A 26422-nucleotide genomic window follows, 5' to 3' on the forward strand; every position below is an offset into this window, starting at 1 on the left:
GCAAGTGGCGGGACTCTGGCGGGTTGCTGTCGTGGTCGCATCCGGGCCTCGCGCCGTAGCGTTGCCCCATGAACGAATCGCGCATCACCACCCTCCGCCGTGAGCGGGGCTGGACCCAGGAGAAGCTCGCCCTCGAGAGCGGCGTCGCCGTGCGAACCATCCAGCGCCTCGAGGGCGGCCACGACGCCAGCCTCGAGACCCTGTCGATGGTGGCGAAGTCGCTGCAGGTACCCGTTCGCGACCTCTTCACCACGGTCGACGACGACGACTTCAGCGCTGCGGTCGACGGCCTCGACGACCGTGCGGCCGCCCAGCAGCGCCGGCGCGACTCCGTGGTCGAGGGCTACCGCAACCTCTACCGCGGGGTGGGTCTGCTGGTCACGTTCGTGGTGATCGCCCTCATCGCCACCCAGGTGGTGCCGGGCATCGCCATCCTGGCCGTGGCCGCGTACTGGGCGGCCGGCAGCCTGCTCTCGCGCTTCCTGCTCGACTCGGTCATCAACCCCCGCCTCGACCAGAAGTACCCGCTCTCCCGCTCGGCCACCCCCGCCGAGTGAGCTCCTCATCCCCGCCCGCCACGGCAGGCCGCGCAGGTGTCCACCATCTGGTGGACGCGACGCCTCCCGTGACTTCGTAGAGTGACGGATGCAGGGCCGCACTCCGCGCGGCCCTGGCGCACCGCCGAGAACGGAGCACCCATGGACAGCGCAGTCACCGCCGTAGTCATCGCCGCGATCGTGGTCGTGGTGATCGTCGTCGTGACACTGATCGCGTACTCGGCCCGCCGCTCGGCAGCCGCGGGCCGGCGATCCCGCTCCGCCGCCCAGAACGATGCCGGGGCGACCCCGGTCTTCTTCGGCTCCGACCCGCCCTCGTCATCTCGCGACGACCACCACCCCGGCGTCGACCCCGACGGCCCGCCCACCCCGACGCACACCGGCAGCCAGGACGGCGGCGGCACCGACAGCGGGAGCTACGACGGCGGCGGTGGAAGCAGCGGCGGCGGTTCTGACGGCGGCGGCGGGGGCGACGGCGGTGGTGGTGGCGGAGGCGACTGACTGCCCGCATCCACACGCCGGCCGGCTCAGCCCAGCGACCCCGCCGCGATCCGCTGCAGCGCCGCCACGTGCCCGTCGAACGCCCGGCGCCCGGCGACGGTGAGCCCGACGGTGGTCGTCTGCCGCAGATCGCTCCGCCCGCTCGACGCCCCCTTCGACACCTTCACGTAGCCGACGTCGGCGAGCGCCTTCAGCGTCTTGGAGAGATTGGCCTCCGACAGCCCCAGGGCCGACCGCAGCACCGAGAACTCCGCCGTGTCGACCGGACGCAGCAGCCCGCAGATGCGCAACCGGTTCGGTGCGTGGATGAGCTCGTCGAACCCGTCCTCAGCGCCCATGCCGGAGCTCACGATCGTAGGCGCGGTCATAGAGCACGCCGCCGCCCCACATCACCGCGAACGCTGCGGCGGCCGAGGCGGCGATCCAGGCGGAGTGCCCGGTGGCGGCCAGCGAGAACGACACCCCCAGCAGCAGAACCACCACGATGCCCAGCACGATCGACAGCCCCAGGCTCCGCGGCCCGGCCGTGCGGGTGACGGTGAGCCCGGTGGCCTTCTGGTACGCCATCGTCAGGAAGACGATCCCGAGGCATCCGAACGTCACCATCACGAACTGCCCCGGCAGTCCCCCGCCGGGCGAGCCGATGATCAGTGCGGTCGCCACCCCGAGCAGAGGGTAGTACCAGCGAGGTGTGCTGATGCGATCGGCGAGCACCTGCCGATCGGCGTGCAGCGCGTCGAGCGCCTCCCGTGCCTGCGCGCTCTCGTCGTTCGCCCGCATCCGTTCCGATTCACTTTCCATACAGCCAAGTCTTTCACTTGCCTGCGAGTAAAGTCAATGCTCGCCGACCGCCACTCCATCACCGCGCGCCTCCCGGCCCCGGGCGCGCACGGCGAGCACAGCCAGGATGACCGCGGCCAGCCCGAGCACCGCGGCGAGCATCCAGGTCACCACGAGAACGACGAACCCGCCGGGCCGTTCGACGTAGTGGTTGGTCTCGTTCGCGGCATCCCATTCGATCCAGGACACTCCGTACCCCGAGCCCAGAACGACCAGTATCAGCCCCGCCCCGGCCGCGAGCGCGGCGAGCAGCCCCGCCCGCACCGACCACGACTGGCGCTGCCCCCTCGCCGCGACCGCGAACCCGACGGCCGCCGCCACGACGGCGATCGCACCCGGCACCTCGCTGCCGATCGGGCTGTCGTGCGTGCCGAAGAACGGGTTCAACATCACGTAGTCGACGAGCGGAAACGACACGACCGCCGCCACGGCCACGAGGGCCCAGCCCAGCGCTTCGACAGACCGTCGCGTGCGGTACGCGAGTGCGACCGCGGTGACGACGGATGCGAGGGCCGCCACGAGAGAGACGACCGAGAGAACGGCCCAGCTCTCGATCACCCCCAGCTCACCCTCGGTCGCGGCAGCCAGCAGCTGCGTGACGGCGATGCAGAACGAGCCGGCCGCTGCGATCGCCGACCCCGCAGCGAGCACGCGACGCGTGCGGAACCGCCATCCGGTGACCGCCCAGAACACCACGAGCACCATCGACGCCACCCCCGCCAGGGCCACGGCGCCGGGAATCGGCTCGAACGGTGCGGAGATGAGGGCGTAATCGCGAAGGTGGTCGACGGCTGCGGCACAGGCATCCGTCTGCACCCCGTCAGCCGAGTAGGCGGGCGGGCCGTCGATCACGCAGGGCGCCCACCGCACGGTCGCGGCAGCGAGTTGCAGCGCGCCGGCCAGCCCGAGCAGCACCGCGAGGGTGGCTGCACCCCCGGCATCCGGCGTCGACGAGCGCAGATTCACGGATGTCGCGGCCACTGCTCCAGGAGTCGAGCGCATGGGGGTACCATCCCACGCCGACGAGTCCATGGGGTGAACACGCGGGTGGCGGTCGCCCTCCGCCCGAGGTCAGCGCCGATACGCCGGAGCGCCCAGCGGGATCGGATCCGGGTTCAGGCCCACCCATCGAACGGCGAACTCCGCCAAAGCCGCATGGTCGACGTCGAATCTCTTGCGACCGCGGAGGCGTTTGACCTCGGCCTTCGTCGTGGCGAGATCCTGCGCACCGAGCGCCGATGCCCGGGCGAAGTGGTCGAGGAGCGCCTCGGCCATCCGCTGGAAGTCACGATCCCAGTTGACGCCGCCGTTGCGCTCGATCTCGTCGGAGATCCGTCCGGTGATGCGGATCACCTCGCCCTGTACCGTCGCCGCTGCGCCCTGCGAGGGCACGAGGAGGTTCCACAGCTCCCGATGCTGCTCCTGCCACGTCGACGAGCTCACCGCGATGGTCGACGACCCGTCGTGCGTCTGCCGCGCCTCGACCGGAGCGGCGCCCAGGAGCGCGTAGATCTTCTGCAGGGCAGCATCCGTGGCGGGCAGCATGTCGGGGTTGAAGTTCTGGCGATGGAACTCGAACTGCGCCCCGATCCTGGCCGCATCGGTCCGCAGCTCGTCAGAGAGAACCGCGCCCCCGCCGACCAGCACCTCGAGGATCTCGGCGGTCTCGGCGATCGTGGCGTTCTCGCAGGTCGCCAGCGCCAGGGCGGCAGGCGTGAGACCGCGCCTGTTCACTGCCGCGACGTCCGCTCCGCGGTCGACGAGCACTCGAACGTTCCGCGCCCGGTGACTGCTCGCTGCCGCGTGGAGCGCCGTCTCGCCGTCTCTGTTCACCGCCTCGATGTCCGCCCCGAGATCCAGCAGCATCCCCGGTCGGCCGTTCCACGCCTTCGCGTGCGCCTGCAGGGGGCTGACGCCGTACGTGTCGGTGGATTCGACATCCGCGCCGTGATCGACCAGCCAGCGTGCGACGACTTCCGGACACGTGGGGTAACCGAGCGCCGTGCTCTTGCCGTACCCGCCCCGCGCATCGACCTGGCACGTCTCGAACACGGCAAGCACCGCCGCGTCATCCCCGGCATCGAGAAGGTCTGTGAAGTTCTTGGGGAGTGTTGACCGCAGGGCACCCATGCCGACCACCCTAGCCATCGCGGCGGCCTCTGCAGTCCGTGGACTGCGGCGCCCTTAGCGACCCGGCAACGCCGGGCACCTACTCCCGATCGGCGAACTGCTTGATCCAGAGCTCGTCAGCGCAATCCTCCGAGCACGCCTTACCGCCGTAGACCATCTCGGCCCGAGCGACCCTGATGCCGCAGTGCCGACACCGTCGAAGCCGTCGCCCCAATCGGCCGGCCGGCCGACCTCCGCCCTCCAACCAATCCTCTCGACGCCCACTCCCGGCGCCCACCGCTTCGGCTTGTTCGAGCAGGTACCGCCGAAGCGCCTCGTCGACCGCAGATTCTACCGACCGCCCAGCCTGTTCGGCCGCGGCCTCGATGAGGGCGATCAAGGGATCGGAGACGATAACGTTACGAGGTGCCATGCACCTAGTTTACGAGGTGCAACACACCTTTTCAAGGATTACTCACGTGCGAAGATGGTGCTATGCCGAACCAGCCCAAGACCCCGACTCGAGCGTTCCGCATCTCCGATGAGATCTACGCCGGCCTGGCTGAGGTCGCCAAGGAACGCGGCCTCACTGTCACGGATGTCGTCAGAGACGCGTTGCAGAAGTACCTGCGCGACGAACTGTGGCGAGACACCGAATAGGCAACGAATCCCCGTTCCAACCTGCGAGAGATTCGACAGCGCGCCGAGACGTTCGATGAATCAGTACGCCCCGTCTTTTGCGAGCACGGCCCTGGCCGTCTTGAACAGGATGACGAGGTCGTTCGTCAGCGACCAGTTCTCGACGTAGTACAGGTCCAGCCGCACCGTGTCGTCCCACGAGAGATTCGACCGGCCACTCACCTGCCACAGCCCCGTGATACCGGGCTTCACCAAGAACCGACGGTGCACGTGCTGCTCGTACTGCTGCACCTCGCTCGCCAGCGGCGGGCGCGGGCCCACGAGCGACATCGACCCGTTGAACACGTTGAACAGCTGCGGCAGCTCATCGAGACTGTAGCGCCGCAGGAACCGCCCCACCGGCGTGATGCGCGGATCGTTCTGCATCTTGAACAGCACCGAGTTACCCCGGTCGCGCTCCTGTTGCTGAAGAGCGATCAACCGCTGTTCGGCGTCGATCACCATCGACCGGAACTTCAGCATCTGGAACCGCTCGCCGTTGCGACCGATGCGCTCCTGGCGGAACAACACCGGGCCGGCACTGCTCAATCTCACCACCACGGCGATCACGAGCAGCAGCGGCGAAATGAGCGCGATGCCGAGGCCAGACGCGATGACGTCGAAACTCCGCTTGACGAACCAGGTACTGCCCTCGTACCGCGGAGTCTCCACATGGATCAAAGGCAGACCCGACACGGGCCTGGTGTGCACTCGAGGACCACCGATGTCCACCAAGCTGGGTGCGACCACCAAGTGCTGCCGACCAGGCTCCAGGGCCCAGCTGAGCTTGCGCACACGCTCCGGCGGAAGTTCATCGGCACTCGTGATCACCACCGTGTCGGCGTTGCTCGTCACCATCGCCTGCGGCACCAGATCGAAGTTACCGAACAGGGGAACATCGGTTCCTGGAACCGTCTCCCCGACGAGGTTTGTGGGAACGCAGGCGCCCACAACGAGGTAACCCGCCTGAGGCATCCGCCGCAGCTCTGAAGCGATATGAGCAACGGATGCTCGGGAGCCCACCAGAAGCACCCGTGACACGTACTCGCCTCTCGCCCGCTGCACGCCGAGCCACTGGCGCCACATCCATCGGGAGAAGATCAGCACGATCAGACCGAGCGGAAGAGCGATCAGCACATACCCGCGAGCGAAGCTGATCTGAAAGAGGAAGGCGACGATCGCGAACAATCCGAAGATGCGCAGGGCGCCATCGGCGATGAGCCGGAACTCCTGGATACCTGTGCCAATCACGCGGTATCCCCGAGTGCCGTAGATGCTGAGGACGGCCATCCAGCCAATGAGGAGGATGACGGAGATGACGGTGTAGCTGATGGCGACTCTGCCCTCATCCCGGATCGCGACATCGGCGGTGTCGACACCGAACCAGGCAATCTGCACGCCGAAGATGACCCACGCCAACACCAAGAAGTCCGTGATGATCAGGCGTCGCGCATAGACATCGCGCCAGTCCTGCCGCATGCCCGGCATTGTGGGTGCTCCCAGCCGTTGTTGCTTCTCAGTCACCACCGAATTCCCCATTCTCCATGGCTATCGATGCGAACGGCGGTGTTCCCACCACGTTGTAGTTGAAGTGTAGGGGCACTGAGGACCTACTGAGCGACTACTGAGTTACAAGCTCTTTTCCAGTTTCTAGCGCGACAGCTGCAGCGCCTCGGCTGTCGACTCGATCGATCGCTCGGCCTTGCGCTTGTTCTCGTTCAGCTTCTCCCCGAACGAGGGGATCATCGCGGCCAACTGCTTCTCCCACTTCGGGTACTCATTCGGAAAGCACTGCTTCACGAGTGAGATCATGATGGGCACGGCCGTTGACGCCCCCGGAGACGCACCGAGCAAACCGGCGATGGAACCGTCGGCGGCGGTGACGACCTCGGTACCGAACTGGAGCACCCCACCCTTTTTGGCATCCTTCTTCATCACCTGCACCCGCTGGCCGGCGGTGATGAGGTACCAGTCATCAGCCTGGGCGGTGGGCATGAACTCTCGAAGGGCCGCCAGCTTCTTCTTCTTGCTCGCCAGCAACTCGCCGATGAGGTACTTCATCAGATCGAAGTTGTCGCGAGCAACGGCAAGCATCGGCCCGAGGTTGTGCGGTCGAACCGACAAGGGCAGATCGAGCCATGACCCCGTCTTCAGGAACTTCGGGCTGAACCCGGCGTACGGCCCGAACAACAATGACGACTGACCGTCGACAACGCGGGTGTCGAGGTGCGGCACCGACATGGGCGGCGCACCGACCGCAGCTTTCCCGTAGACCTTGGCGTCGTGCTGAGCCACCACAGCGGGGTTGTCGGTTCGAAAGAACATTCCGCTGATCGGGAATCCGCCGAACCCTTTGATCTCAGGGATGCCCGACTTCTGCAAGAGGGGCAGCGCATGTCCCCCGGCACCCACGAACACGAACTTCGCGTTGATCTCGTAAGGGGTTCCGCCGACGAGCTCCTTCAGCCCCACCTTCCAGCTGCCGTCCTTCTGCTTCTTGAGCTTCTTCACCTCGGTCTCGAGGCGCAGCTCGGCGCCGTTGCGCTGCAGATAGTCGAAGAGCTGGTGCGTCAACGCGCCGAAGTCGACGTCGGTGCCGGTCGTGATGCGAGTGGCCGCGATCTTCTCGTCCTTCTGGCGATCTCGCATGAGCAGGGGGGCCCACTCGTAGATCACCTTCGGGTCGTCGCTGAACTCGATGCCTTCGAACAGCGGCTCCTCTTTGAGCAGCTCCCACCGGCGCCGCAAGTAGTCGACGTTGTCCTCACCGCGCACGAAGGTCATGTGCGGCGTCGGGTTGATGAACGAGCTCGGCTTCTCGAGCACTCCCGCTTTCACCAGAGACGACCAGAATTGCCGACTCACCTGGAACTGCTCGTTGATGTTGACCGCGCGCGAGGTCTCCAGCGACCCGTCGGGCGCCTCTGGCATGTAGTTGAGTTCAGCGAGAGCGGCGTGCCCGGTGCCGGCATTGTTCCAGGGATTGGAACTCTCCAGGCCCACGTCACTCAGTCGCTCGAAGATCATGATCGACCAGTCGGGCTGCAGCTGCTTGATCATCGTACCGAGGGTGGCACTCATGATGCCCCCACCGATCAATGCGACGTCGACATTCTTTGTGCTCACAGCCCTTAGTCTACGACCCTTGTATACAAGCGGACCCCGGTGCGACTCGTTAAATACCAGAGCCCCCGCCTTTCGGCGGGGGCTCCAGAATCGGGTGCGGAATCGGGAGTGTTAGTTCGCAGCCTTCTGGCGACGAACGACGGTGAGCACGATCACGAAGGCTGCGCCGAGGGCGAGCAGTCCGCTACCGGCCCAGATGCCGAGCGTCGGGTCCATGGCACCCGTGTTGGGCAGGCCCCCGGTCGAGCCGGTTCCGGTTCCGGAACCGTTGGACACGACCGTGATGGTGGTGTTGGCGAGAGCGCCCGAGCTGAGGCCGGTAGCGCTCAGCGTGTAGGTGCCGGACGCGTTCGAGGGAAGCGTGACAGACACAGACACAGCGCCGGCGGCGTCTGCGCCCTTGACGAAGGCCGGGCTGGTCTCAACCGCGGTGACGACCGAAGCGAAGGTTGCCGAGGCGGCCGACTCACCGGTGAGGGTGAAGGAGACGTCTTCGTTCGGAGCGAAGCCCGTGAACGAAACCGTAACCGTGCCACCAGCGCCGACAGTGACGCCGGCCGGAGGCGTCGGCACGTATGCCTGAGCGGCAGCCGGAACGGAAAGAAGTGCGAGTACTGCGAGAGCTACGCCCGCAAGAGCTTTTTTGATCATGGTTTGAGGTTCCCCACCCTTGTTGTTGTGAAAGGTTCAGTGCAATAAAAACAGCGTCAAGTCAATTTTTAGATCGACCGACGCTGTCGATGAAGCAGATGAATCCTTAGCCATGGTACCCGAATTAGCACTCTGAGAAAGACCTGTTTGTTTCGGTTGAGTAAACAGTTGGCTTGATAGTGGGCGTGATCAGGGCATCGATCTGAGATGAAAGGCCTGATTGGGCAACCAAATCTACAGACACCGTCCGACTCTCGCCGGGTGCCAGGTCGACGCTGAAACCCGTCACAGTGTGCAACCCGTCGCGCGCACTGAACAACGATCCACCGTCGACCCCGGGATCGAGATTGGTCACCAGCGTCGGCTCATCCGGGTTCGGATTCGAGGGAGCGTAGATGTACACGATCGTGCTGACGTTGCCGGGGGTCACCCTGAACGCGCCACCCCCGGTCACGTACCGTGGAAGGGTTGCTCCGGCGTCGGCCGGAGCAGTGTTGGTGAGCGTCACCGACACCGCGATCGACATCCGACCATCGGCGCGACAGACCGCCGTCGCCGTCTGCACTGCTGTGTCGAGGTAGTAGTCCATTTTCGCCCCGGTGGCGTCGTTGAAGTACACCCCGACGCCCGTTGCGTCGTCGGAATTGACCGGTAGACCGCCGGCGAGTGTCGTGTCGACGAGAACAGCCTGGTCATCCGGGTGTGAACTCCACACCTTCAGCCGGTCTTCCCCCCCGGCCTTGCCCAGAGCATCGAGCAGCTTGATCGGATCGATCGAGCCACCGGCGATCGTGTCGAAGACCGCCTTGGCCGACTCGGCGAACACGGCATCCTGAGCGGATGGCTCCTGATACTTCGCATAGACGTCGCTCAGCAGGAACTGCACCGCATTCTGCGCGGTGAGCACTTCACCGGTCGCCGGCAAAGTGATGGGGCCGGTGGCTTCCAGAAGGTAGCTCAGGGCCACCGGGTCGATGGACAGGACTCCATCGACCTGTGTGCCGTATTCATTGGCCCACATGGTCGCCGCGATCTGCCCCGAAGTGGCGAAGTCGGGCACCAGGGTCGTGTTCTGAACGTACCGAGCCGCGCGATCCCCGTAGAGATCGAGCGTTTCAGCGGGAAGCTGCACCACAGGCGCCTCGATCCCGCGGAAGTCGCCGCCGGAGGCCTGTCGCGCCAGGGACACCGAACCCGCGTTCGTCGAGATCTCGGCCAACGCGCTGGTTATCCCACCTCCCGCACGGAGCTCGGCGGGGTTCTGGAAGAGCAAGAGATAGGTACGCGCACCGTCAGCCCCGAGCATCCGGGGAAGGAGAGTGACCGCCCGGTCGACCCCCTCGATCAGGGTGTCCGCACGATCCACCGATGTCGTCAACTGGTCGACCGCATCGGAGATCGGGTCGATCGTCTCCGACACGTCGATGGATCTCGCCTGGGCGGCCGCTCCGTTCAGCGCTATCCGGGCACTCGAGACCGTCGGCTGAGCCGCGACTATCGGCCCCAGGTCGATGACGCCGTTCACGGGCTTGAAGCTGTCCGCCCCCAGTTCTGCCACGTCTGACACCAGCGGGAAGACCGCTTCTCGAGCGACGGTGTCGGTCACCTCGGCCGCCTCGCGCACTGCCCGGAGGTTGCCACCCACCCAAGGCACCAATTCGCTCACCCGCCAGATCGGATCACCGGTGAGCTCGTGCGCGGAGCGCGAGTGGTCGACGAGAGCAGCCGCGCTGGTCTTTGCCGCCTCGATCTCACCGTCGGCGACCTGGGATTGCACCTTCGATGCGAGAGGAACGGCGGCTTGGAGCTCCCCCGCAGCCAGGTATCCACGAATGCCTACCCAGGCCGCGACGGCCACCACGGCGACGAAGAGGCCCATGATCGACCAGCCGACGATCCTGCGGGTGCGCTTGGAACGGGTGCGCTTGGAACGGGTGCGCTTCCGCGACCGCGATCTCGAGCCCTTCCCGCGAGTCGGCTCGCCCCGAGGTGACGACGTCCCAGGGGACGGGCGTCGAGACGATCGGCGACGCGGTCGTGATGACTCGTCGAGGCTGGGATCGCCGGACTGCCAATTGCGCATCCAGTCGTCGTTGTCGCCGCTCACGAGGTCAATTCAATCAGAACGGCGTCGGAGGTCAGGGCCTTCCCATCCCCTTGTAGGTCCAGCCGGCAGCACGCCAGGCCGGCGCATCCAGGCAGTTGCGGCCATCGACGACGATCGCACCGTTCACGGAGTCGAAGACGTCTACGGGGTCGAGATCGCGGAATTCCTTCCATTCCGTCACCACCACCACGATGTCGGCGCCTTCGAGAGCATCGGCCGCACTCGAAGCGAAGTGCAGCTGCGGGTGCTTCGCAGCCGAGTTGGCCATGGCCTCGGGGTCGTAGGCCGAGACGTTCGCGCCCAGCCCGTGAAGCTGCACCGCGACATCCAAAGCCGGCGAGTCTCGGATGTCGTCGGAATCCGGCTTGAAGGCGAGGCCGAGTACCGCGACCTTCTTCTCGAACGCCTGACCACCGAGCTCTTCCACCACCATGTCGACCACGCGCTGGCGACGACGGAGGTTGATCGCGTCGACCTCTTTGAGGAATGCGACGGATTCGCCGCGACCCAACTCTTCAGCCCGTGCGGAGAACGCGCGGATGTCTTTCGGCAGGCACCCGCCGCCGAACCCGACTCCCGCGTTCAGGAATCGACGGCCGATTCGCGCGTCGTATCCGATCGCATCTGCCAACTGCGTCACGTCGGCGCCCGACACCTCCGCGATCTCGGCCATCGCGTTGATGAACGAGATCTTGGTGGCGAGGAAGGCGTTCGCAGCGACCTTCACGAGCTCGGCGGTGGCGTAGTCGGTCACGACGAGAGGCGTCTCGTTCGAGAGCGCCTGCGCATAGATCTCATCCAGCTGTTCCTTTGCGCGCTCACCAGCCGCTCCGGACGGCACTCCGTACACCAGGCGGTCCGGTGAGATGGTGTCTTTGACCGCGAAACCCTCCCGAAGGAACTCCGGGTTCCAGGCAAGACTCGCGCCCACCGCCTCGACGACCGCCGCCAATCGCGCAGCAGTCCCCACCGGCACGGTCGACTTGCCGACGACGAGGTCGCCGCTGCTCAGGTGCGGAACGAGCGCATCCACCGCGGCATCGACGTACGTGAGGTCGGCGGCGCTCTCGCCCTTCTTCTGAGGCGTCCCCACCGCCACGAAATGCACCTCGGCACCCTGCACCTCGGACATGTCGGTCGAGAACCGCAGACGACCGGATTCCGTCGCCGATCGCAGGATCTCGGGGAGCCCTGGTTCGAAGAACGGTGCCCTGCCTGCCGACAGTTCGGCGATCTTGTGAGCGTCGACATCGATTCCGACGACGTCATGGCCGAGCTCCGCCATCGACGCTGCGTGAACAGCCCCGAGGTACCCGCAGCCGATAACTGAAATTTTCACAGCAGTCCCCGTTTCAATCCAGCAGTGCACGGGACGGCGATCTCGCCCCGCAGATAATAAGGAGCGATCGCGTTACTCACGAAGGTGGTCGACATGCTGCCGATACCACTCGACGGTTGATCGCAGACCGTCTTCGAGGCCCACGCTGTAGGTCCAACCCGCCTCGGCGAGCTTGGAGACGTCGAGCAGCTTCTGCGGGGTTCCGTCGGGCTTGGTGGTGTCCCACTCCGTGGTTCCCGTGTACCCGACCACTTTGGCCACCGTCTCGGCGATCTCCGCGATCGTGACATCAGTCCCGGTGCCGACATTGACTTGCGCCGGACCGTCGTAGCTCTCGAGGAGGTGCAGGCACGCGGCAGCCATGTCGTCGACGTGCAGGAACTCCCGGCGAGGAGTTCCTGTTCCCCAGTTGGTCACCACCGAGGCACCCGATCGGGCCGCCTCGTCGTACCGCCTGATCAAGGCGGGCAGCACATGCGACCCCTTCGGTGAGAAGTTGTCGCCTGGCCCGTACAGGTTCGTCGGCATGGCCGAGATCCACGGCTTGCCATACTGCCGGCGCACCGCCTGGATCTGGAGGATGCCCGCGATCTTCGCGATCGCGTAGGAGTCGTTCGTCTCTTCGAGGTGGCCCGTGAGAAGCGTGTCCTCGCGAATCGGCTGGGGAGCGAACTTCGGGTAAATGCACGACGATCCGAGGAACAGCAGACGATCGACGCCGGCTTCGAGGGCAGCGTCCATCACGTTGACCTGAATCTGCATGTTCTCACTGAGAAAATCGACCGGATAGGTCGAATTGGCAAGAATGCCACCCACCTTCGCCGCCGCCAGCACGACATTCGTCGGCTTCTGCTCGCGGAAGAAAGCGAAGACCGCAGCGCGATCCTTCAGATCCAGCTCGGCCGATGTTCGGCCGATCAGATCGGTGAAGCCTTCGGCTTCGAGCTTCCGCCAGATGGCGGACCCCACGAGCCCCCGGTGACCCGCTACATAGAAGGGAGCAGATCGGTCCAGCTCTCGCGGAGCGAACTCCACCTCGTCGCTACTCATGCGGTTCCCCAGCTGGCCAACTTCACCGAGTCGATCCAGTGCCGGCCCTGGTGCTCGAGCGCCGCGATGTCGGCGTCGACCATGATCCGAGCGAGCTCGGCGGTGTCGACGGTCGGCACCCAGCCGAGTTTCTCCTTCGCTTTGCTGGCGTCACCGACGAGCGCATCGACCTCGGTCGGCCGCAAGTAGCGCTCGTCGAAACGCACGTGGTCTTCCCAGCTGAGTCCTGCGTGCGAGAACGCCGTCTCGAGGAAGTGCCGGACGGTGAAGTTGCCACCGGTCGCGAGGACGAAGTCGTCGGGCTCGTCGGCCTGGAGCATGCGCCACATGCCTTCGACGTACTCGGCGGCATAACCCCAGTCGCGGATGGCATCGAGATTGCCGAGGTAGACGTGATCCTGCGTGCCGGCCTTGATCGCCGCCACCGCCCGCGTGATCTTCCGCGTCACGAAGGTCTCGCCGCGCCGGGGAGATTCGTGGTTGAACAGGATGCCGTTGACAGCGAACATGTCGTAGGCCTCGCGGTAGTTCTTCGTGATCCAGAAGCTGTACAGCTTCGCCGCCCCATAGGGCGACCTTGGATAGAAGGGGGTCGTCTCGCTCTGCGGCGGCGGAGTCGCGCCGTACAGTTCCGATGACGAGGCCTGGTAGAACCTGGTGTCGATGCCGGCGAGCCGCACCGCCTCGAGGAGGCGGACCGTTCCGGTGCCCGTCGTGTCGGCGGTGTGCTCCGGCTCGTCGAACGAAACGCGGACGTGGGACTGAGCCGCCAGGTTGTAGACCTCGTCGGGCTTGATCTCCGACAGCAGCGTCACGAGGCGGGCCCCGTCACTGAGGTCCCCGTAGTGGAGGAACAGCTTCGCAGACGGATCGTGCGGATCGACGTACAGGTGATCGATCCGCGCGGTGTTGAAAGTGGATGCGCGGCGGATCAGGCCGTGGACCTCATACCCCTTGCTGAGCAGCAGCTCGGCCAGGTATGAGCCGTCTTGGCCGGTGATACCGGTTATGAATGCTCGTTTCGTCACGGAGTCCCCATCTGTGTGTCGAACGAGCGCAGCCTAACGGCCGCGCTCCGCTGCCAGGCTAACTAACCACTCAGCATAGTGATCGATGGCGGACTCAGAGCCAAGTACTCGAGTTCGATACTCGAGCCCCCTGCTCCCGAGTTGATCCGACAACGTCTCGTCGCGCCCGAGGGCGATTACGGCGTCCAGCAACGCGCCCGGGTTGTCGGCGTCCACGCGAATTCCACCGCCGGATGCCTCGATTTCACCTGCGGTGACGCTCGCCGCGTCGGTCGCAGCCACCACCGGCCGCCCGGTGCTGAAGTAGGACGTGAGCTTGCTGGGTACGGCCATCTCCGCCAGCCCGGGCAACTCGTTCACGAGGAGGAGATCTGCCGCTGCGAGCGCGTTCTGGAAGCCGTCGTTGGGCAGGGGATCGATGAACTGGACCCGCTGCACCCCGGCTGCCGCAGCCACCAGCGAATCTCGCTGATTACCGCCACCCATGAGCACGAATCTCACCGATGAACCCCGCTCGTCGGCAAGTCGTGCCGCGCGTAACACATTGGTCAGCCCCTGCTTCTTGCCCATGTTGCCCGCGTGCAGCACCACGATCTCGTCGGGTTCCCAACCCAGCGACTGCCGTGTCGCATCCCGGTCGGTGACCGGCGCCGGAGGCAGGTGAGTCCAGTTCCGGATGACCTCGACCTTGGAGCCATCCGTTCCGAGCTTGGTCACGGCGTGGGATTTGAACCGATCGTGGATGACGGCGACGCCGTCGACCGCTCTGAACGCGCCCGCCTCGATTCTGGTGAGCACCTTCTCGGCGACCCCGCCGCCGTCTCCGGTCTCGGCGATCCCGAGCGAGTAGAGGTCCTGCACCCAGATCGCCACGGCCGGCTTCGAACCCGGCAGCGCGATCTTCCGCAAAGCCATCCAGGACGAAACAAGTGCCGGCGACACGAGCAGCACCACATCGGGATCACCCCATCTGGTGAAGAGGAGCCGCATCCCGAAGCTGATCTCCGAGAGCAACCGGCGCATCCCGCTCGGATTCTTGGGCACGTAATGCCGGAGGCGGGTGAGCTGAACGCCGTTCGCGACGTCGTGGCGGGTCCATTGCCCGTACCCGTCGCGGATGGCCCAGTCCGGATAGTGCGGGTGGGCGGTCACCACTCGGACCTGATGCCCGCGAGCCATCAGGCCTTCCGCGAGGGACGACGTGTACGGAGCATTACCCGTTGGCTCAGGTGCGTAATTGAGCCCTAGTATGGCGATACGCAGTGCACGTTCAGTCACGCGACGACCATACCGCTACCGTGTTTCCAACTTGCAACGGAGAATGCAGTGACAAGCGAAACCAATGGTCGAAACCTAGACGCTGAGGTCCCGGTCATCGATCTCATGAAGGCTCCCGGCGAGCGAGCCGCGTGGGACCGCCCGAAAGCCGTCGTCTACCTCTGGTCGGTCGCAGAGCTCCTCTTCGTCACGAACCCGTGGCAGATCAGCTCCGGTCTCCGCACTCGGGTGCTCCGTCTGTTCGGGGCGGAGATCGGCCACGACGTGGTCTTCCGCCCTCGCACCCGGGTCAAGTTCCCGTGGAAGCTCCATATCGGAGACCGCTCGTGGATCGGCGAGGGAGTGTGGTTCCACAACCAGGACCACATCCGCATCGGAAGCGATGTCGTGGTGTCGCAGGAAACCATGCTCACCACAGGCAGCCACGCCCATCGACGCGACATGGCGCTCATCACCAAGCCCATCACGATCGAGGACGGCGCCTGGGTCACGTCCCGATGCATGGTGCTCGGAGGAGTCACCATCGGGCGCTCGGCACTCGTCGGTCCGATGACAGTGGTCAGCCGAGACGTGGCTCCGAACACCATCATCGGCCCGGCGCCCTCCACCGAGTTGGGTTCGCGCTTCCGCGATCGCAAACGAGCTAGCGGGTAGGGCCTCGACCGGTGAAGATCATGCAGGTCGCGACGCTCGTCACACCGGACGGCGCGTATGGGGGGCCGATCCGGGTGGCGCTGAATCAACTCGAGGAGTTGCAGCGGAGAGGTCACACAGTCGAGCTCGTCGCGGGCACGTCGGGCTTCGACGAGGTCCCGACCCAGATGCAGGGGGTTCCGGTCTCCCTCTTTCCCGTGCGGCGAGTCATCCCGAAGAGCGGATTCGCGGGGCTCACGTCGCCGGGACTGCTCGCGCACGTCAAGCGATCACTGAACTCGGTCGACGTCGCACACGTGCACATGGCCCGCGACCTGGTCACGCTACCGGCAGCGGCGGTGATCGCGCGGAGCGAGGTGCCGTTGTTCGTGCAGCCGCACGGGATGATCGACGAATCCGGGAACCCGCTAGCCAAGGTCCTCGACCTGGTCGCCACCCGGCGTGTCCTTCACGGCAGCGAGCGGGTGCTGTCGCTGACGCCTGAAGAGACACAGAGCCTGCGGGCTATCGCGGGACACGACCTGCCCATCACCACGATCGCCAACGGAGTCGAGATCCCGGCCGATCGTGCGGCACCGACGGCCGGCGGCCTCGAGTTCCTCTTCCTCGCCCGCCTGCACCCGAGGAAGCGGGCCCCGATGTTCGTCCGGGCCGCGTCGCGACTCCTCTCCGAGGGCCTGGATGCGGACTTCGTGCTCGTCGGGCCCGATGAGGGCGACGGCGCCGAGGTGCGTGAATTGATCGCCGCTTCAGCGGAGTCGTCTCGCATCCGCTGGGAAGGTTCCCTGCCACCCGATGCGACGCTCGGCAGGATGAGCACGGCATCGGTGTACGTTCTGCCCTCGGTCGGCGAAGTCCTGTCGATGTCGATCTTGGAAGCCATGTCTCTCGGCCTGCCCGTGGTCATCACGGACAGCAACGGTCTCGCGCCGGCGGTCGCAGCAGCGGAAGCCGGTCTCGTCATCGACCCGACGGAGGACGCATTGGTAGAGGCCCTCCTCAGGATCGCGACCGACGTACCCCTGAGGCTGCGGCTCGGGGCGAACGCCGCGCAGCTCGTGGAGAGCGACTACTCGATCAAAGCGGTCGGCCTCCAGCTGGAGTCCCTCTACCGTTCCCACCGCACACGCGAGCCCAGTGATTCGGAGCAGCCATGACACGAACACCCGCCAAACCGGATGTCATCGCGTTCATCCAGCCCTTCGTGCCGTCTTATCGAAAAGGACTGTTCGATGCGATCGAGAAGCGTCTGGCCCGAGAGGGGCTGAAGATGGAGGTCTGGCACGCGGAGCCCAAAGGAATCGTGGCCTCCCGCCGCAACTCGGTGATCGGGCCGTGGAGCGTGCTGACCAAGCAGCACCGGATCAGCGTCCGGCGTCGCAACGTGACCTTCCGAGCGATCCACCGCCGCGCCAAGAACGTGCGCGCGGTCATCACCGGCCTGGCGAGCTCGAACATCGAGACCTACGGGCTCGCACTGGACAACGGCGTCAACCTCATGCTGTGGGGCCACGGCCGCAACTTCACCGCGGGCAACAACCCCTTGGACGGTCGGCTGGAGGCGTGGCTGAGTTCCCGCGCCAGCCACATCTTCACCTACACCCAGCCGGGGGCCGATCACCTCATCGAGGCGGGGCTGCCTGCCGACAAGGTGTCTGTCGTAGTGAACACGACAGACACCGATCGGCTGCGCGATGCGCAGGCTTCCGCAGGTGCGACCGAGACGGATGCCTGGCGGGAGCGCCTGGAGATCGGCCCGTCGGCGCGAGCAGTGCTCTTCGTCGGCGCCTTCGACGTACCCAAGCGGCTGCCGTTCCTCTTCGAAGCCGCTGACATCGTGAAGCGTTCCGTTCCCGAGTTCGTGCTGATCCTGGCCGGAGCCGGCCCACTCGACGACTACGTCGCCGAGGAAGCGCGCAAGCGCGACTTCGTCCGGGTTCCCGGGCGCCTGGAGATCGATGAGCTCGGGCAGGTCTCGAACCTGATCGACCTGATCGCCATCCCGGGGCGCGTCGGACTCGTGGCCGTCGATTCGCTCGCCCTGGGCACACCGATCGTGACGACGCGATATCCCTTCCACGCACCCGAGGCCGATTACCTCACCGAGGACAACTCGGTGTGGTCGGGGGACAGCGTCGACGAGTACGCCGCAGCGATCATCGAGACACTCAACGATCAGACTCGGTTGAACTCGATCTCGGATCGCGCCCGGCAAGACGGCGAGGCGTTCTCCGCCGCGATCAGTGCGGACAACTTCGTTCGGGGCATTCTTCGCGGGCTGGGATCCACTGCGGCCAGCACCGACACCGCCGGCGAACGGTCGAACGAAGCGCGGCTCCTTGAGTAACCCGCGGCCGTTCCTCGGTCAGTTCGCGTGGGTATCGGCAGGGCGCATCGTCGCCGCCTTGCTGCAGGCGTTCTCCCTGATTCTCATCGCCAGAAGTCTTGTCCCCGCCGAGTTCGGTGTGCTGTCGGCCGTGCTCGGCTTGGCCACGGTCCTGCAGACGGCCATCGACATGGGTGTCTCGACCTTCACGACCCGGGAGCGCGCGGCCAACCCCGAGAGCGGCGCCGTGGCGACGGCGCTCCGCTTCAACACGCTCAGTTCGCTCGTTCTCACGGCGATCTCCCTCATCGCCCTCGCCACCGTCGCGATCGTGGCCAATCCTCTGTACTGGCTCATGCTGCCCCTGGCGTTCTGGGTGAGTGGGGAGAGGAACGCCGACGCGCGGCTGACCGTGGCCTTCGCCGACGGTGACGCCAAGATCAACGTCTTCAATCTCCTCGGGCGCCGGCTCTTCGCCATCCTCGCCTTCTTGGGCATGTTGGCGCTCGGGGTCGAGCCGCTCTTCGCCTACTGCCTGTCCACGGCGATCGCGGCCCTCGGGTCGTCCTTCTTCGCGAATCAGTACGTGAAGCGCAAGGTGGTCGTGCCGTCGTCGATCACCTATCGGCAGCTCCTTCAGCAGAGCTGGCCCTACTGGCTGCATTCCGTCGCCACGCAGCTGCGCAACCTGGATGTCGTCGTCACCTCGGCGACGGCCGGAGCGGTGCAAGCCGGCTTCTACTCTGCCGCCAGCCGACTCACGAGCCCCCTCCGAATCCTGCCGACCTCACTGTCGACCGTGCTGCTCCCAGCTGCCTCGCGCGCGAGTGCCCGCTCCCATTCCATCAAGCCCCTCGTTCGCACGGTGCTCGTCGTGGTGGCGATCATGACGGTGCTCTACGCCGTCCTCTTCGTGCTCATCCCGTGGCTCGTGCCGTTCGCCCTCGGCGATGCCTATGCTCCGGCGATTCCGGTGATTCAGATCGTGCTCGTGGGGCTCCCGTTCGCGGCCGCCGTGTCGCTCACGGCATCGCTGCTCCAGGGTCAGGGCTACAAGCACTTCGTCGCGACGACGTCCAGCGTGACCACGGCGGCCTGCCTCATCGGCGTCGCGGTCGGGTCGATCGCGAGTGGTGCGCTCGGCGCCGCGGTGGCTCTGGCCGGCTCGTTCGTGCTCCAATGCGCCATCCTCAGCATCGGCTTCGTGGCCTTCAACAGAAAGAGACGAAGCGCTTGACGACTTCTATTCCGCGGTCCCGCACCGCCTTCTGCAGCATCTCCGCGCAGCCCGACAACCTCGGCGACATCGCCATCCGACAGGCGGTCATCGACCTGATCGATGCGTCCGGTACGCCCCTGTGCATCTACACCGGCGGCATGCCCGCCTCCTACCTCCAGGCCTTCGAGCTTCCCGCTTCCGCCAGGATCATCACGTCGCAGGGGCGCTTCCTGCTCGCCTTCCTGTCCGCCTGCCTGAGGCGGCGAGCTCACCTGGTCTTCGCCCCCGGGCCCTTCGCGGCGCGGGGCGGCACCAACCTTCTCAAGTCGGTCGCGAGCCTCGCGAACGTCATCGCTGCTCGGGCGAGCGGCGGAGTGGTCGTCTCGTTGGGCCGCGCGATCCGAGGGACCAATCGCGCCGACCTCGCCATCCTTCGAGCCACCATCAAGGCGATGAACCTCTTCGTGGCGAGAGATTCCCTGACGCCCTCCGTCGTCGGTCTCGCCGTGGAGACCGCGCCGGATCTCGCGTTGCACGACATCGCGGAGGGCGGAGCACGTGACCGGCGGTACGTGGTTCTGTCTCTGCGAGGAGATCGCCCCACGAATCATGCCCTCGTCGCTCAAGTGGTCGAGGAAGCCCGAGAGGCGGGTCTGCACCCGATCTTCGTCACGCAGGTGCGGCGTGACGAGACAAAGCATCAGGAGCTGGCGTCGCAGTACGGCACCGAGATCTGCTCATGGACAGATGAGTCGCATTCCGAGCAGTTCACCCGGATCGAAGCCGTCTATTCCCAAGCCCACACCGTGTTCAGCGACCGGCTCCATGCCATCATCTTCGGCCTCCGGTACTTCGCGCTGCCCATCGCATTCCGGCATTCCGACGCCGACAAGATCACGCCGACCCTCGGTCATCTGATCCAGCTGCGGGTGCAGCAGAGTGACGCAGCCGCCCTGAACGGGCCGCTCGTCGACGACGCCGACTCCGAACGGGCACGTCTCGAGTCCGACGTGATGTCGGCATCACAGCAACTGAAAGAGCTCTTCGGCCGAGTAGCCTCCCTGCTCGGCGCAGCGGAATTCCACAACGGACGGGGAAGATCATGACGACGATCGATCAGGTGGTAGCAAGCGGTACCTGCGTCGGCTGTGGTGGGTGCGGGGTCGCGACCGGCGGCCGCATCCCGGTGACGCTCACGACCCGCGGCATCTATCAGGCGAACCTCGACGGGGTGAGCGAGGCCGACAGGGCGATCGGTTCACGCGTCTGCCCGTTCGCCGACGAGTCGAAGAACGAGGACGAAGTCGCCGCTGAGGTGCTGGACCCGGCTCTCCCCCACGACGACCGGATCGGCAAGTACCGTGGCATGTACGCGGGGCGGATCAGCGACGACACGAAGATCCCGGGCAGCAGTTCGGGCGGTATCACGAGCTGGATTCTCACGAAGCTGTTGGAGAAGGGCCACGTCGACGGCGTCATCCACGTCGGTTCCACGGAGACCCCCATGTTCGGTTACGTCGTCTCGAGGTCGGTCGACGAGGTCATGGGCCGCCGCAAGTCACAATACCACCCGGCGAGCTTCGCCGAGACGCTCCGATCGGTTCGAGGCGACGGTCTCCGGTACGCGTTCGTCGGGGTACCGTGCGCGATCAAGAGCGCCCGGCACGTCAGCGCAGAAGACGAGGTGCTGGCCGAGCAGCTGAAGTTCTTCGTCGGTATCGTGTGCGGCCATCTCAAGTCCACGGCGTATGCCGAATCGTTCGCCTGGCAGGTCGGTGTGCCTCCCACCGATCTCGAGACGGTGGACTTCCGGATCAAGAATCCCGCTCTCACCTCACGCCAATACAGCTTCGGTGCCAAGTCGAAGTCGACCGGAGAGTGGAAAGAGGCCGAGACCCTCTCCCTGGTCGGCGGCAACTGGGGCCATGCGGTCTTCCAGCTGGACGCGTGCAACTACTGCGATGACATCTTCGCTGAGACGGCCGACGTCGTCATCGGCGACGCCTGGCTGTCGAAGTACGAGATCGACTGGCGGGGTACGAACGTCGTGATCACGCGGAACGCCGTCATCGACGGCATTCTGGCGGAGGGTGTCAGCGACGGGAACGTCGGCCTCGACAACCTCGACACCGACTCCGTCGCCAAGACCCAGGCCGGCAACTTCCGGCACCGACGAGAAGGACTCGCCGTGCGGCTGGCCGACGACGACAAGGCCGGGCACTGGCATCCGACCAAACGTGTCGCGCCGGGCTACTCCCACGTCACCCAGGAGCGCGTGCAGCTGATCCGTAACCGTCGCGAGCTCTCGGCCGAAAGCCACGAGATCTATGCCCGCGCCAAAGAGGCGAACGATCTCGGCGTGTACCTGAACGCCATCCGCCCGCTGATCCAGTCGTATCAGCAGGAGACGAAGATGTCGTTCCGGATCCGGTTGCGGAACAAGGCGCAGCGCGAGTTCTGGAAGCTCGTTCGAAAAGTCCAGCGCTAGCTCATCTCGGTCATCCCCGCACGTCACAGCAAACGGAGAATGCATGTCTCAGAACCGTCAGATCTTCATCGTCCTCACCGGGGTCAGCGGAAACCTCGGTGACGCGGTCATCCGTCGCCGCATTCTGGAGTGGGTGCGAGGCACCGGAACCATCCACGCCTACCTCGGCCGCACGACCCCCGGCTGGGCCGGTCAGATCGCTCTCAGGGCGGACGAGGAATCCTACGGTGCAGACCGTCGCCGTGACTGGCTGAAGAAACTGGTCTTCGGGAAGGGGCCGCGCGCGTGGGTCTTCGATCCGGGCGAGGTGCCCCTGGGTACGGCGCACCTCAAGTCGGAGGTGCTGTTCCTGCTCATCGCGATCGTCGTCCGGCTTCGCGGAGGGAAGATCATCCGGCCGCCGCGCGCCGTCGGTGAGTACTCACCGATCGTCGGCTGGTTCTACCGGCAGTCCGCACGGCTCTCGGATGAGGTTCTGTGGCGCGACGAAGCGAGCCTGGCGCTCATGAAGGTGGGAAAGCTGGTACCCGACACCGCTTTCAGCGAGCCGCGTGTGCCCGGCGCCGACCCGGAGGACCGGAACTTCATGATCGTGAGCCTGCGCGGTAAACGCCCCCTGCCATCCGACGCCTGGTTCGAAGGCATCCGGCAGTTCTCCATCGCGAACGGCCTCCCCGTCAAGCTGGTCAGCCAGGTCGACGAGGACGAAGACCGGTCGAAAGAGGTCGCGGCGATCCTCGGCTCAGACGTTGCGGAGTATCTGCCGTGGGGAACCCGCTCGGACGTCGAGCAGGAGGCCTACGTGCGTGAGCTCTACCGGTCGGCTTCGATCGTCGTGAGCGATCGACTGCACGTTCTGATCCTGTCGTCGGTTGCCGGCGCCATCCCGGCCGAAGCCGTGCCGGACCCCAAGCCGAAGGTCGAGGGACACTTCGCGGTCGCCGGCTACCCGGGGGTCTCGTTCAACAGCGCGAAGGCGTCGTCCGAGGAGATCGCAGCCTTCCTGGGCCGCCAGCTCACCCGCCGGGACGAGTTGGACGGAGCCTTGACGAATGCTTTCGGGCGCCTGGAGTCAGAAGTGACCCGCATCCGCTCACTTCTGAGCTGATTGCGCCTGCTGCTGGTCTACGGCAGCCCAGGTGCGTGCGCGATGACGTCGATAGAGTGCGCGATACGCAGGGAAGGCCCACTTGATGACGCCTCCTCGCACTGCGGCGTCAGCCTGCCCGTGAGAGGCCAACCAGACGAGGTCACGAGACTTGACCCGTTTCCGGCCTCTCGCACGAAAGGTCCGGATGTCGTCCGGACTCGCTGATACCTCGCGCCGGATCGTCTCGTTGATCGACGGCACGATCACGTTGCGATAGGTGAACACGATGAGCGCCTGCCGCACCGAGTCGCTGCCGTCACCCTCCGCGTCGACCGCTGCTTCAGCGAGCTCGAGGCAGTCCCAGAGGTCGAGCCAACGGTAGGCGCGCTGGTTCAGGATCGAGCCGTCGTGCACGTAGTACGTGTAGTGCGCTTCCGGGAGCAGCGCGACCGTCTTCGCCGCAGCAAGCAGGGCGAACATGCCGCCCAGGTCGGAATGCGCCCTCGTGGCGGGGAATGGTGCCGACTCGAACAGGTGCCGAGCGAACAGCTTGTTCCAGAGGTGGCCCTGGATCGAACCGACGAGGAGTCGCTGCAGCGCCTCACTCCCCGTGATCTGCTCCTGGACGGACGCGTCTTGGATGATCTCGGACCGGTCACCGGGAATCATCACCTTCACCGCATTCGACACCACGATGTCGGCGCCGGCTCGGTCGGCCTCGCGAAGCATCGAGCTCACGACTTCAGCGTCCCAGTCGTCATCGCAGTCGGCGAACCACAGGAAGTCACCCGTGGCGGCCGCAACCGCCTGGTTACGGGTCGCGGCCACACCCCGCGTCGTGCTGGACAGGACGAGCAGGTTCGCGAGGTCGTCCCAGTCCTTCACCATTTCGCCCGAACCGTCATCCGAGTGATCGTCGATGACGATGAACTCGACGTCGCCCTGAGCAATCCGGCGCAGGTTCTCGTTGGTGCGCGCCAGATACTCGCGAGCGTTATGAATTGGGACAATCACGCTCACACGCATAGGTCACACCCCGTTTCGTCGTCGTGACCAGTCGCGGAGACGGATCAACACCAGGACGGCGATCTGCACGCCGATCATGAGATAGAGGTACCGCAAGTCCGAACGCAGGTTGTACTGCGCCGATTGGATGACGAAGACGAAGGTCAGTCCGAGAGCCGCGATTCCGACGAGCTTCCAGACGGGTTCTCGGAACAAGGTGTCGTTGAATCGCTGAGCGAGCCCGAGGAGGATCCCGATTCCCGCCATTCCGGCCGTCAGGACGACGAACCCGTAGTTGCCCAACTCCCCCACCGCGGAGTACGGCGTGTAGCGGTTCAATCGCAGAGCCCGCGCGATGTCGTACCAGCCCGCTGCGTCTCCCGTGATCGGATTGATGGACACCCAGAGTGCCTCGAGCTGGATCGGCGGTTGAGCGAACGCCGTGAGCCCAGAGATCTTGAACCCCGCGAGCACGTTGTTCGCGCTTGCGGCCAGGATCTCGGGGTTGAGCGCGAACACGTACAAGCCCTGAAGGTGCGGAATGAGTCCGTGTGTGGGCAGCCCGCGGAAGTAGAGCGGCAGAGACAACAGGATGAGGGCGAAGAACGCAGTCACGACCGCACCCACCAGGGGGATCCGACCTCGCCTCGCCAGAACGTATCCGATGAGGATGAGGAGAGGAACGAGCGCAAGGCGCCTCGTTCCGAGGGAGATGAAGTACGCGATGTAGGCGATCAGGAGCACCCAGGCGACGATCCTGCCGAGCCCCTTCTTCGAGAACACGACGATGCCCAGCGCGACCACGGCACCCAGGGCGACCATCTGGAAGACCGCTTCGAAACTCGAATCCCGCCCCACCAGACGGTCGGGGCGGGAGAAGAACTCCGAGACACCGAGGAATGCGATGAGGAGGGCGAACTCCACCAGGGCGAGCATGATGATGACTCCGCTGAAGCGCGAGAGATCACCCATGTCGAAGACGTTCTGGGCCGATGCTCCGGATGTCGAGCCCTGTCTGACAGAACGCCCTCGGGCGATCGCACCGAAGATCAGGATGACGATGGCCGAATAGAGGAAGAGGTTCGCGGCAGCCACTCTGATCTCATCGGAGACGAGGACGTCAACCCCGCCGGTTCCGCCGGAGCCCTGGAGAGCGTTCGTGAAGGTGAAGCCGGCCAGGCCGATCAAGGTGAGATAGGCGGCGAAGTAGATCACCGGTGACACACCGAGCGGCTGCAATCGGCGAGTGGTGATCAAGAACATGGCCAGATTGGCCGCCGCAACCGGCAAGACCCCGACGAACACGGGATCGAAGATCGTGATCACGGCTAGGAGGAACACCCCCACCGCGCCGACGATGATTCGAGGGCTGATGCGGGGGCGTGCCGGGGACGAGGCTTCGATCTCCGGGGGCGGTGTGCGCGTCATCGGAGCCCTCCTATGATCGCGATCATGCCGCGACCCACGTCGTGCCGCCATCTGTCGATGACCAGAATCCTTGCCCATTCCAGACGTACAGAGTCGAGCCGTCCGAATCCACGGCCGCCACCGGTCCGACCGGCAATGCCGTCTGGCAGCCGATCTCGCTCGCAGATGCCGTCTCCGCATCGATGTTCAGAAGGAACAGGCCCGTGCAGCCCTCTCTTTCAGAGACCACGACGACGTCGTCCGACGTCGTTCCGCTGAGCGCGCCGGCCGCAAAGCCGCCTTGCAAGAGTTCTGTCCAGGAGACCCCGTCGTCCGCCTGGACGAGAACACTCCCGGAACAGACGAGCAGACGGGTACCGGCGGCGTCCAGGCCCCTGATGGGGGCTTCGCACGGCGCGGCGACGGAGTCGGTGCCGAAGTGGAGCACGGGTGGCTGCCCGTCGGAGATCCACGTGGCCTCGCTGACCCGATCGGGGTACGACTGCCAATACTCACCCGCGGTGTAGCTGCTCACCATCGTCACCGAGCAGTCGCTACCCACGGCGGCCACCACATCGAACTGGTTGTCGCTGACGACACGCACCGAGAGGATCTCGGCCACGGAGAGGCCGGCGAAGGAGACGGCCGTCCAGGTCGCACCCGTGTCTCGCGAGAGCTCCACGAGCGGGGCCGGTCCGCCGCACGAACCTCGTGTCGCCCGGAGACCTACCGCGCCCTCGATGTCGAGCATCCCGGGAGCAACCGACGAGGTGGTCGTGGGGGTGGGAGTGGGATTCACGGTCGGAGTCGTCAGCCGGGAGTCCCAGGTCGGTGCCGGCCCGGGTATCTGCCCGCCGTCTGGTACGACCGGAGAGCGAAGGGCATAGACGGCCAACAGAATCGCGCTGACCGCCAGAAATCCGATCAGCAGAGCGGGCATCAGTTTCGCGTCCCTCACCTCAGCTCACC

At 65.6% G+C, this 26422-nt stretch carries 25 protein-coding genes; 10 read left to right on the top strand and 15 right to left on the bottom strand.

Translation table 11 applies throughout. The features are described 5' to 3' along the window. Nucleotides 1-68 precede the first annotated feature (68 nt). Entirely contained in the window at nt 69-557 is a 489-nt protein-coding gene (locus ACEXOR_RS06125; RefSeq protein ID WP_374848541.1) for a helix-turn-helix domain-containing protein, read from the top strand. A 141-nt stretch (nt 558-698) separates the two neighbouring features. Then, entirely contained in the window at nt 699-1058 is a 360-nt protein-coding gene (locus ACEXOR_RS06130; RefSeq protein ID WP_374848542.1) for a hypothetical protein, read from the top strand. A gap of 26 nt (nt 1059-1084) precedes the next feature. Here ACEXOR_RS06130 and ACEXOR_RS06135 read toward each other — a convergent pair whose 3' ends face one another. From ACEXOR_RS06135 to ACEXOR_RS06150, 4 genes are all read right to left on the bottom strand, one after another. After that, entirely contained in the window at nt 1085-1396 is a 312-nt protein-coding gene (locus tag ACEXOR_RS06135; protein WP_374848543.1) for a transcriptional regulator, read from the bottom strand. After that, on the bottom strand, nt 1386-1859 hold the full coding sequence (locus tag ACEXOR_RS06140; RefSeq protein ID WP_374848544.1) for a hypothetical protein: 474 nt from the start codon (nt 1857-1859) through the stop codon (nt 1386-1388). The genes ACEXOR_RS06135 and ACEXOR_RS06140 overlap by 11 nt, the downstream gene beginning before the upstream one ends. 33 nt (nt 1860-1892) lie before the next feature. Next, nucleotides 1893-2900, bottom strand: a complete 1008-nt coding sequence (locus ACEXOR_RS06145) for a hypothetical protein (protein WP_374848545.1) — start codon at nt 2898-2900, stop codon at nt 1893-1895. A 69-nt stretch (nt 2901-2969) separates the two neighbouring features. Next, nucleotides 2970-4046 carry an ankyrin repeat domain-containing protein gene (locus ACEXOR_RS06150; protein WP_374848547.1) on the bottom strand — a complete coding sequence of 359 codons (1077 nt, stop codon included), beginning with the start codon at nt 4044-4046 and terminating at the stop codon, nt 2970-2972. Between the two features lie 456 nt (nt 4047-4502). Here ACEXOR_RS06150 and ACEXOR_RS06155 point away from each other — a divergent pair, with 456 nt between their 5' ends. Continuing rightward, on the top strand, nt 4503-4667 hold the full coding sequence (locus ACEXOR_RS06155) for a ribbon-helix-helix protein, CopG family (RefSeq protein ID WP_374848548.1): 165 nt from the start codon (nt 4503-4505) through the stop codon (nt 4665-4667). Between the two features lie 60 nt (nt 4668-4727). Here the strand turns inward: ACEXOR_RS06155 and ACEXOR_RS06160 are convergent, their stop codons facing one another. From ACEXOR_RS06160 to ACEXOR_RS06195, 8 genes are all read right to left on the bottom strand, one after another. Next, nucleotides 4728-6173, bottom strand: coding sequence for a sugar transferase (locus ACEXOR_RS06160; protein ID WP_374848622.1), 1446 nt, complete (start codon nt 6171-6173; stop codon nt 4728-4730). A gap of 162 nt (nt 6174-6335) precedes the next feature. Next, nucleotides 6336-7871: a malate:quinone oxidoreductase gene (locus tag ACEXOR_RS06165; RefSeq protein ID WP_374848623.1), complete on the bottom strand. Its 1536-nt coding sequence runs from the start codon at nt 7869-7871 to the stop codon at nt 6336-6338. 51 nt (nt 7872-7922) lie between these two features. Further along, complete coding sequence (locus tag ACEXOR_RS06170; protein WP_374848549.1) at nt 7923-8462, bottom strand: LPXTG cell wall anchor domain-containing protein; 540 nt, start codon at nt 8460-8462, stop codon at nt 7923-7925. A gap of 124 nt (nt 8463-8586) precedes the next feature. After that, nucleotides 8587-10341 carry a DUF4012 domain-containing protein gene (locus ACEXOR_RS06175; RefSeq protein ID WP_374848550.1) on the bottom strand — a complete coding sequence of 585 codons (1755 nt, stop codon included), beginning with the start codon at nt 10339-10341 and terminating at the stop codon, nt 8587-8589. Nucleotides 10342-10600: 259 nt separating this feature from the next. After that, a complete protein-coding gene (locus tag ACEXOR_RS06180) occupies nt 10601-11908 on the bottom strand; it encodes a UDP-glucose dehydrogenase family protein (protein WP_374848551.1) in 1308 nt (435 codons plus the stop codon). A gap of 72 nt (nt 11909-11980) precedes the next feature. Then, on the bottom strand, nt 11981-12958 hold the full coding sequence (locus ACEXOR_RS06185; RefSeq protein ID WP_374848552.1) for a GDP-L-fucose synthase family protein: 978 nt from the start codon (nt 12956-12958) through the stop codon (nt 11981-11983). Beyond that, complete coding sequence (gene gmd / locus ACEXOR_RS06190) at nt 12955-13986, bottom strand: GDP-mannose 4,6-dehydratase (RefSeq protein WP_374848553.1); 1032 nt, start codon at nt 13984-13986, stop codon at nt 12955-12957. Before gmd ends, ACEXOR_RS06185 begins: the two co-directional genes overlap by 4 nt. A 33-nt stretch (nt 13987-14019) precedes the next feature. Continuing rightward, entirely contained in the window at nt 14020-15264 is a 1245-nt protein-coding gene (locus tag ACEXOR_RS06195) for a glycosyltransferase (protein WP_374848554.1), read from the bottom strand. Between the two features lie 105 nt (nt 15265-15369). On the opposite strand from ACEXOR_RS06195, the gene ACEXOR_RS06200 reads away from it, so the two are divergent. Genes ACEXOR_RS06200 through ACEXOR_RS06230 form a run of 7 tightly spaced genes read left to right on the top strand, consistent with a single transcriptional unit; the run spans nt 15370 to nt 23059 of the window. Continuing rightward, entirely contained in the window at nt 15370-15918 is a 549-nt protein-coding gene (locus ACEXOR_RS06200; protein WP_374848555.1) for an LbetaH domain-containing protein, read from the top strand. A gap of 20 nt (nt 15919-15938) precedes the next feature. Continuing rightward, nucleotides 15939-17075, top strand: coding sequence for a glycosyltransferase (locus ACEXOR_RS06205; RefSeq protein WP_374848624.1), 1137 nt, complete (start codon nt 15939-15941; stop codon nt 17073-17075). After that, a complete protein-coding gene (locus tag ACEXOR_RS06210) occupies nt 17072-18265 on the top strand; it encodes a glycosyltransferase family 4 protein (RefSeq protein ID WP_374848557.1) in 1194 nt (397 codons plus the stop codon). Before ACEXOR_RS06205 ends, ACEXOR_RS06210 begins: the two co-directional genes overlap by 4 nt. Next, a complete protein-coding gene (locus ACEXOR_RS06215) occupies nt 18258-19481 on the top strand; it encodes an oligosaccharide flippase family protein (protein WP_374848558.1) in 1224 nt (407 codons plus the stop codon). The genes ACEXOR_RS06210 and ACEXOR_RS06215 overlap by 8 nt, the downstream gene beginning before the upstream one ends. Beyond that, the gene (locus ACEXOR_RS06220; RefSeq protein WP_374848559.1) at nt 19424-20569 is read left to right on the top strand and encodes a hypothetical protein; all 1146 of its coding nucleotides are present in this window, start codon (nt 19424-19426) and stop codon (nt 20567-20569) included. Before ACEXOR_RS06215 ends, ACEXOR_RS06220 begins: the two co-directional genes overlap by 58 nt. Beyond that, nucleotides 20566-21951: a Coenzyme F420 hydrogenase/dehydrogenase, beta subunit C-terminal domain gene (locus ACEXOR_RS06225; protein WP_374848561.1), complete on the top strand. Its 1386-nt coding sequence runs from the start codon at nt 20566-20568 to the stop codon at nt 21949-21951. The genes ACEXOR_RS06220 and ACEXOR_RS06225 overlap by 4 nt, the downstream gene beginning before the upstream one ends. A 43-nt stretch (nt 21952-21994) precedes the next feature. Beyond that, a complete protein-coding gene (locus ACEXOR_RS06230) occupies nt 21995-23059 on the top strand; it encodes a polysaccharide pyruvyl transferase family protein (protein ID WP_374848562.1) in 1065 nt (354 codons plus the stop codon). Here the strand turns inward: ACEXOR_RS06230 and ACEXOR_RS06235 are convergent. From ACEXOR_RS06235 to ACEXOR_RS06245, 3 genes are read right to left on the bottom strand one after another with little or no spacing between them, the layout of a single operon-like run. After that, on the bottom strand, nt 23045-24061 hold the full coding sequence (locus ACEXOR_RS06235; protein WP_374848563.1) for a glycosyltransferase family 2 protein: 1017 nt from the start codon (nt 24059-24061) through the stop codon (nt 23045-23047). The two genes, ACEXOR_RS06230 and ACEXOR_RS06235, sit on opposite strands and share 15 nt — an antisense overlap. Before the next feature lie 9 nt (nt 24062-24070). After that, nucleotides 24071-25474, bottom strand: coding sequence for a hypothetical protein (locus tag ACEXOR_RS06240; protein WP_374848564.1), 1404 nt, complete (start codon nt 25472-25474; stop codon nt 24071-24073). A 22-nt stretch (nt 25475-25496) separates the two neighbouring features. Continuing rightward, nucleotides 25497-26393 (bottom strand): hypothetical protein, encoded by an 897-nt coding sequence (locus ACEXOR_RS06245; protein WP_374848565.1) that lies wholly within the window; start codon nt 26391-26393, stop codon nt 25497-25499. Nucleotides 26394-26422: the final 29 nt, after the last annotated feature.

This window comes from Herbiconiux liangxiaofengii, from assembly GCF_041927335.1.
GTDB classification, from domain to species: Bacteria; Actinomycetota; Actinomycetes; order Actinomycetales; family Microbacteriaceae; genus Herbiconiux; species Herbiconiux liangxiaofengii.

Coding starts and splice junctions, on each gene's coding strand:
- ACEXOR_RS06125 (WP_374848541.1), top strand. CDS start 69: ATGAACGAATCGCGCATCACCACCCTCCGCCGTGAGCGGGGCTGGACC.
- ACEXOR_RS06130 (WP_374848542.1), top strand. CDS start 699: ATGGACAGCGCAGTCACCGCCGTAGTCATCGCCGCGATCGTGGTCGTG.
- ACEXOR_RS06135 (WP_374848543.1), bottom strand. CDS start 1,396: ATGGGCGCTGAGGACGGGTTCGACGAGCTCATCCACGCACCGAACCGG.
- ACEXOR_RS06140 (WP_374848544.1), bottom strand. CDS start 1,859: ATGGAAAGTGAATCGGAACGGATGCGGGCGAACGACGAGAGCGCGCAG.
- ACEXOR_RS06145 (WP_374848545.1), bottom strand. CDS start 2,900: ATGCGCTCGACTCCTGGAGCAGTGGCCGCGACATCCGTGAATCTGCGC.
- ACEXOR_RS06150 (WP_374848547.1), bottom strand. CDS start 4,046: ATGGCTAGGGTGGTCGGCATGGGTGCCCTGCGGTCAACACTCCCCAAG.
- ACEXOR_RS06155 (WP_374848548.1), top strand. CDS start 4,503: ATGCCGAACCAGCCCAAGACCCCGACTCGAGCGTTCCGCATCTCCGAT.
- ACEXOR_RS06160 (WP_374848622.1), bottom strand. CDS start 6,173: ATGCCGGGCATGCGGCAGGACTGGCGCGATGTCTATGCGCGACGCCTG.
- ACEXOR_RS06170 (WP_374848549.1), bottom strand. CDS start 8,462: ATGATCAAAAAAGCTCTTGCGGGCGTAGCTCTCGCAGTACTCGCACTT.
- ACEXOR_RS06175 (WP_374848550.1), bottom strand. CDS start 10,341: ATGGGCCTCTTCGTCGCCGTGGTGGCCGTCGCGGCCTGGGTAGGCATT.
- ACEXOR_RS06185 (WP_374848552.1), bottom strand. CDS start 12,958: ATGAGTAGCGACGAGGTGGAGTTCGCTCCGCGAGAGCTGGACCGATCT.
- ACEXOR_RS06200 (WP_374848555.1), top strand. CDS start 15,370: ATGAAGGCTCCCGGCGAGCGAGCCGCGTGGGACCGCCCGAAAGCCGTC.
- ACEXOR_RS06205 (WP_374848624.1), top strand. CDS start 15,939: ATGCAGGTCGCGACGCTCGTCACACCGGACGGCGCGTATGGGGGGCCG.
- ACEXOR_RS06210 (WP_374848557.1), top strand. CDS start 17,072: ATGACACGAACACCCGCCAAACCGGATGTCATCGCGTTCATCCAGCCC.
- ACEXOR_RS06220 (WP_374848559.1), top strand. CDS start 19,424: ATGCGCCATCCTCAGCATCGGCTTCGTGGCCTTCAACAGAAAGAGACG.
- ACEXOR_RS06225 (WP_374848561.1), top strand. CDS start 20,566: ATGACGACGATCGATCAGGTGGTAGCAAGCGGTACCTGCGTCGGCTGT.
- ACEXOR_RS06230 (WP_374848562.1), top strand. CDS start 21,995: ATGTCTCAGAACCGTCAGATCTTCATCGTCCTCACCGGGGTCAGCGGA.
- ACEXOR_RS06240 (WP_374848564.1), bottom strand. CDS start 25,474: ATGACGCGCACACCGCCCCCGGAGATCGAAGCCTCGTCCCCGGCACGC.
- ACEXOR_RS06245 (WP_374848565.1), bottom strand. CDS start 26,393: ATGCCCGCTCTGCTGATCGGATTTCTGGCGGTCAGCGCGATTCTGTTG.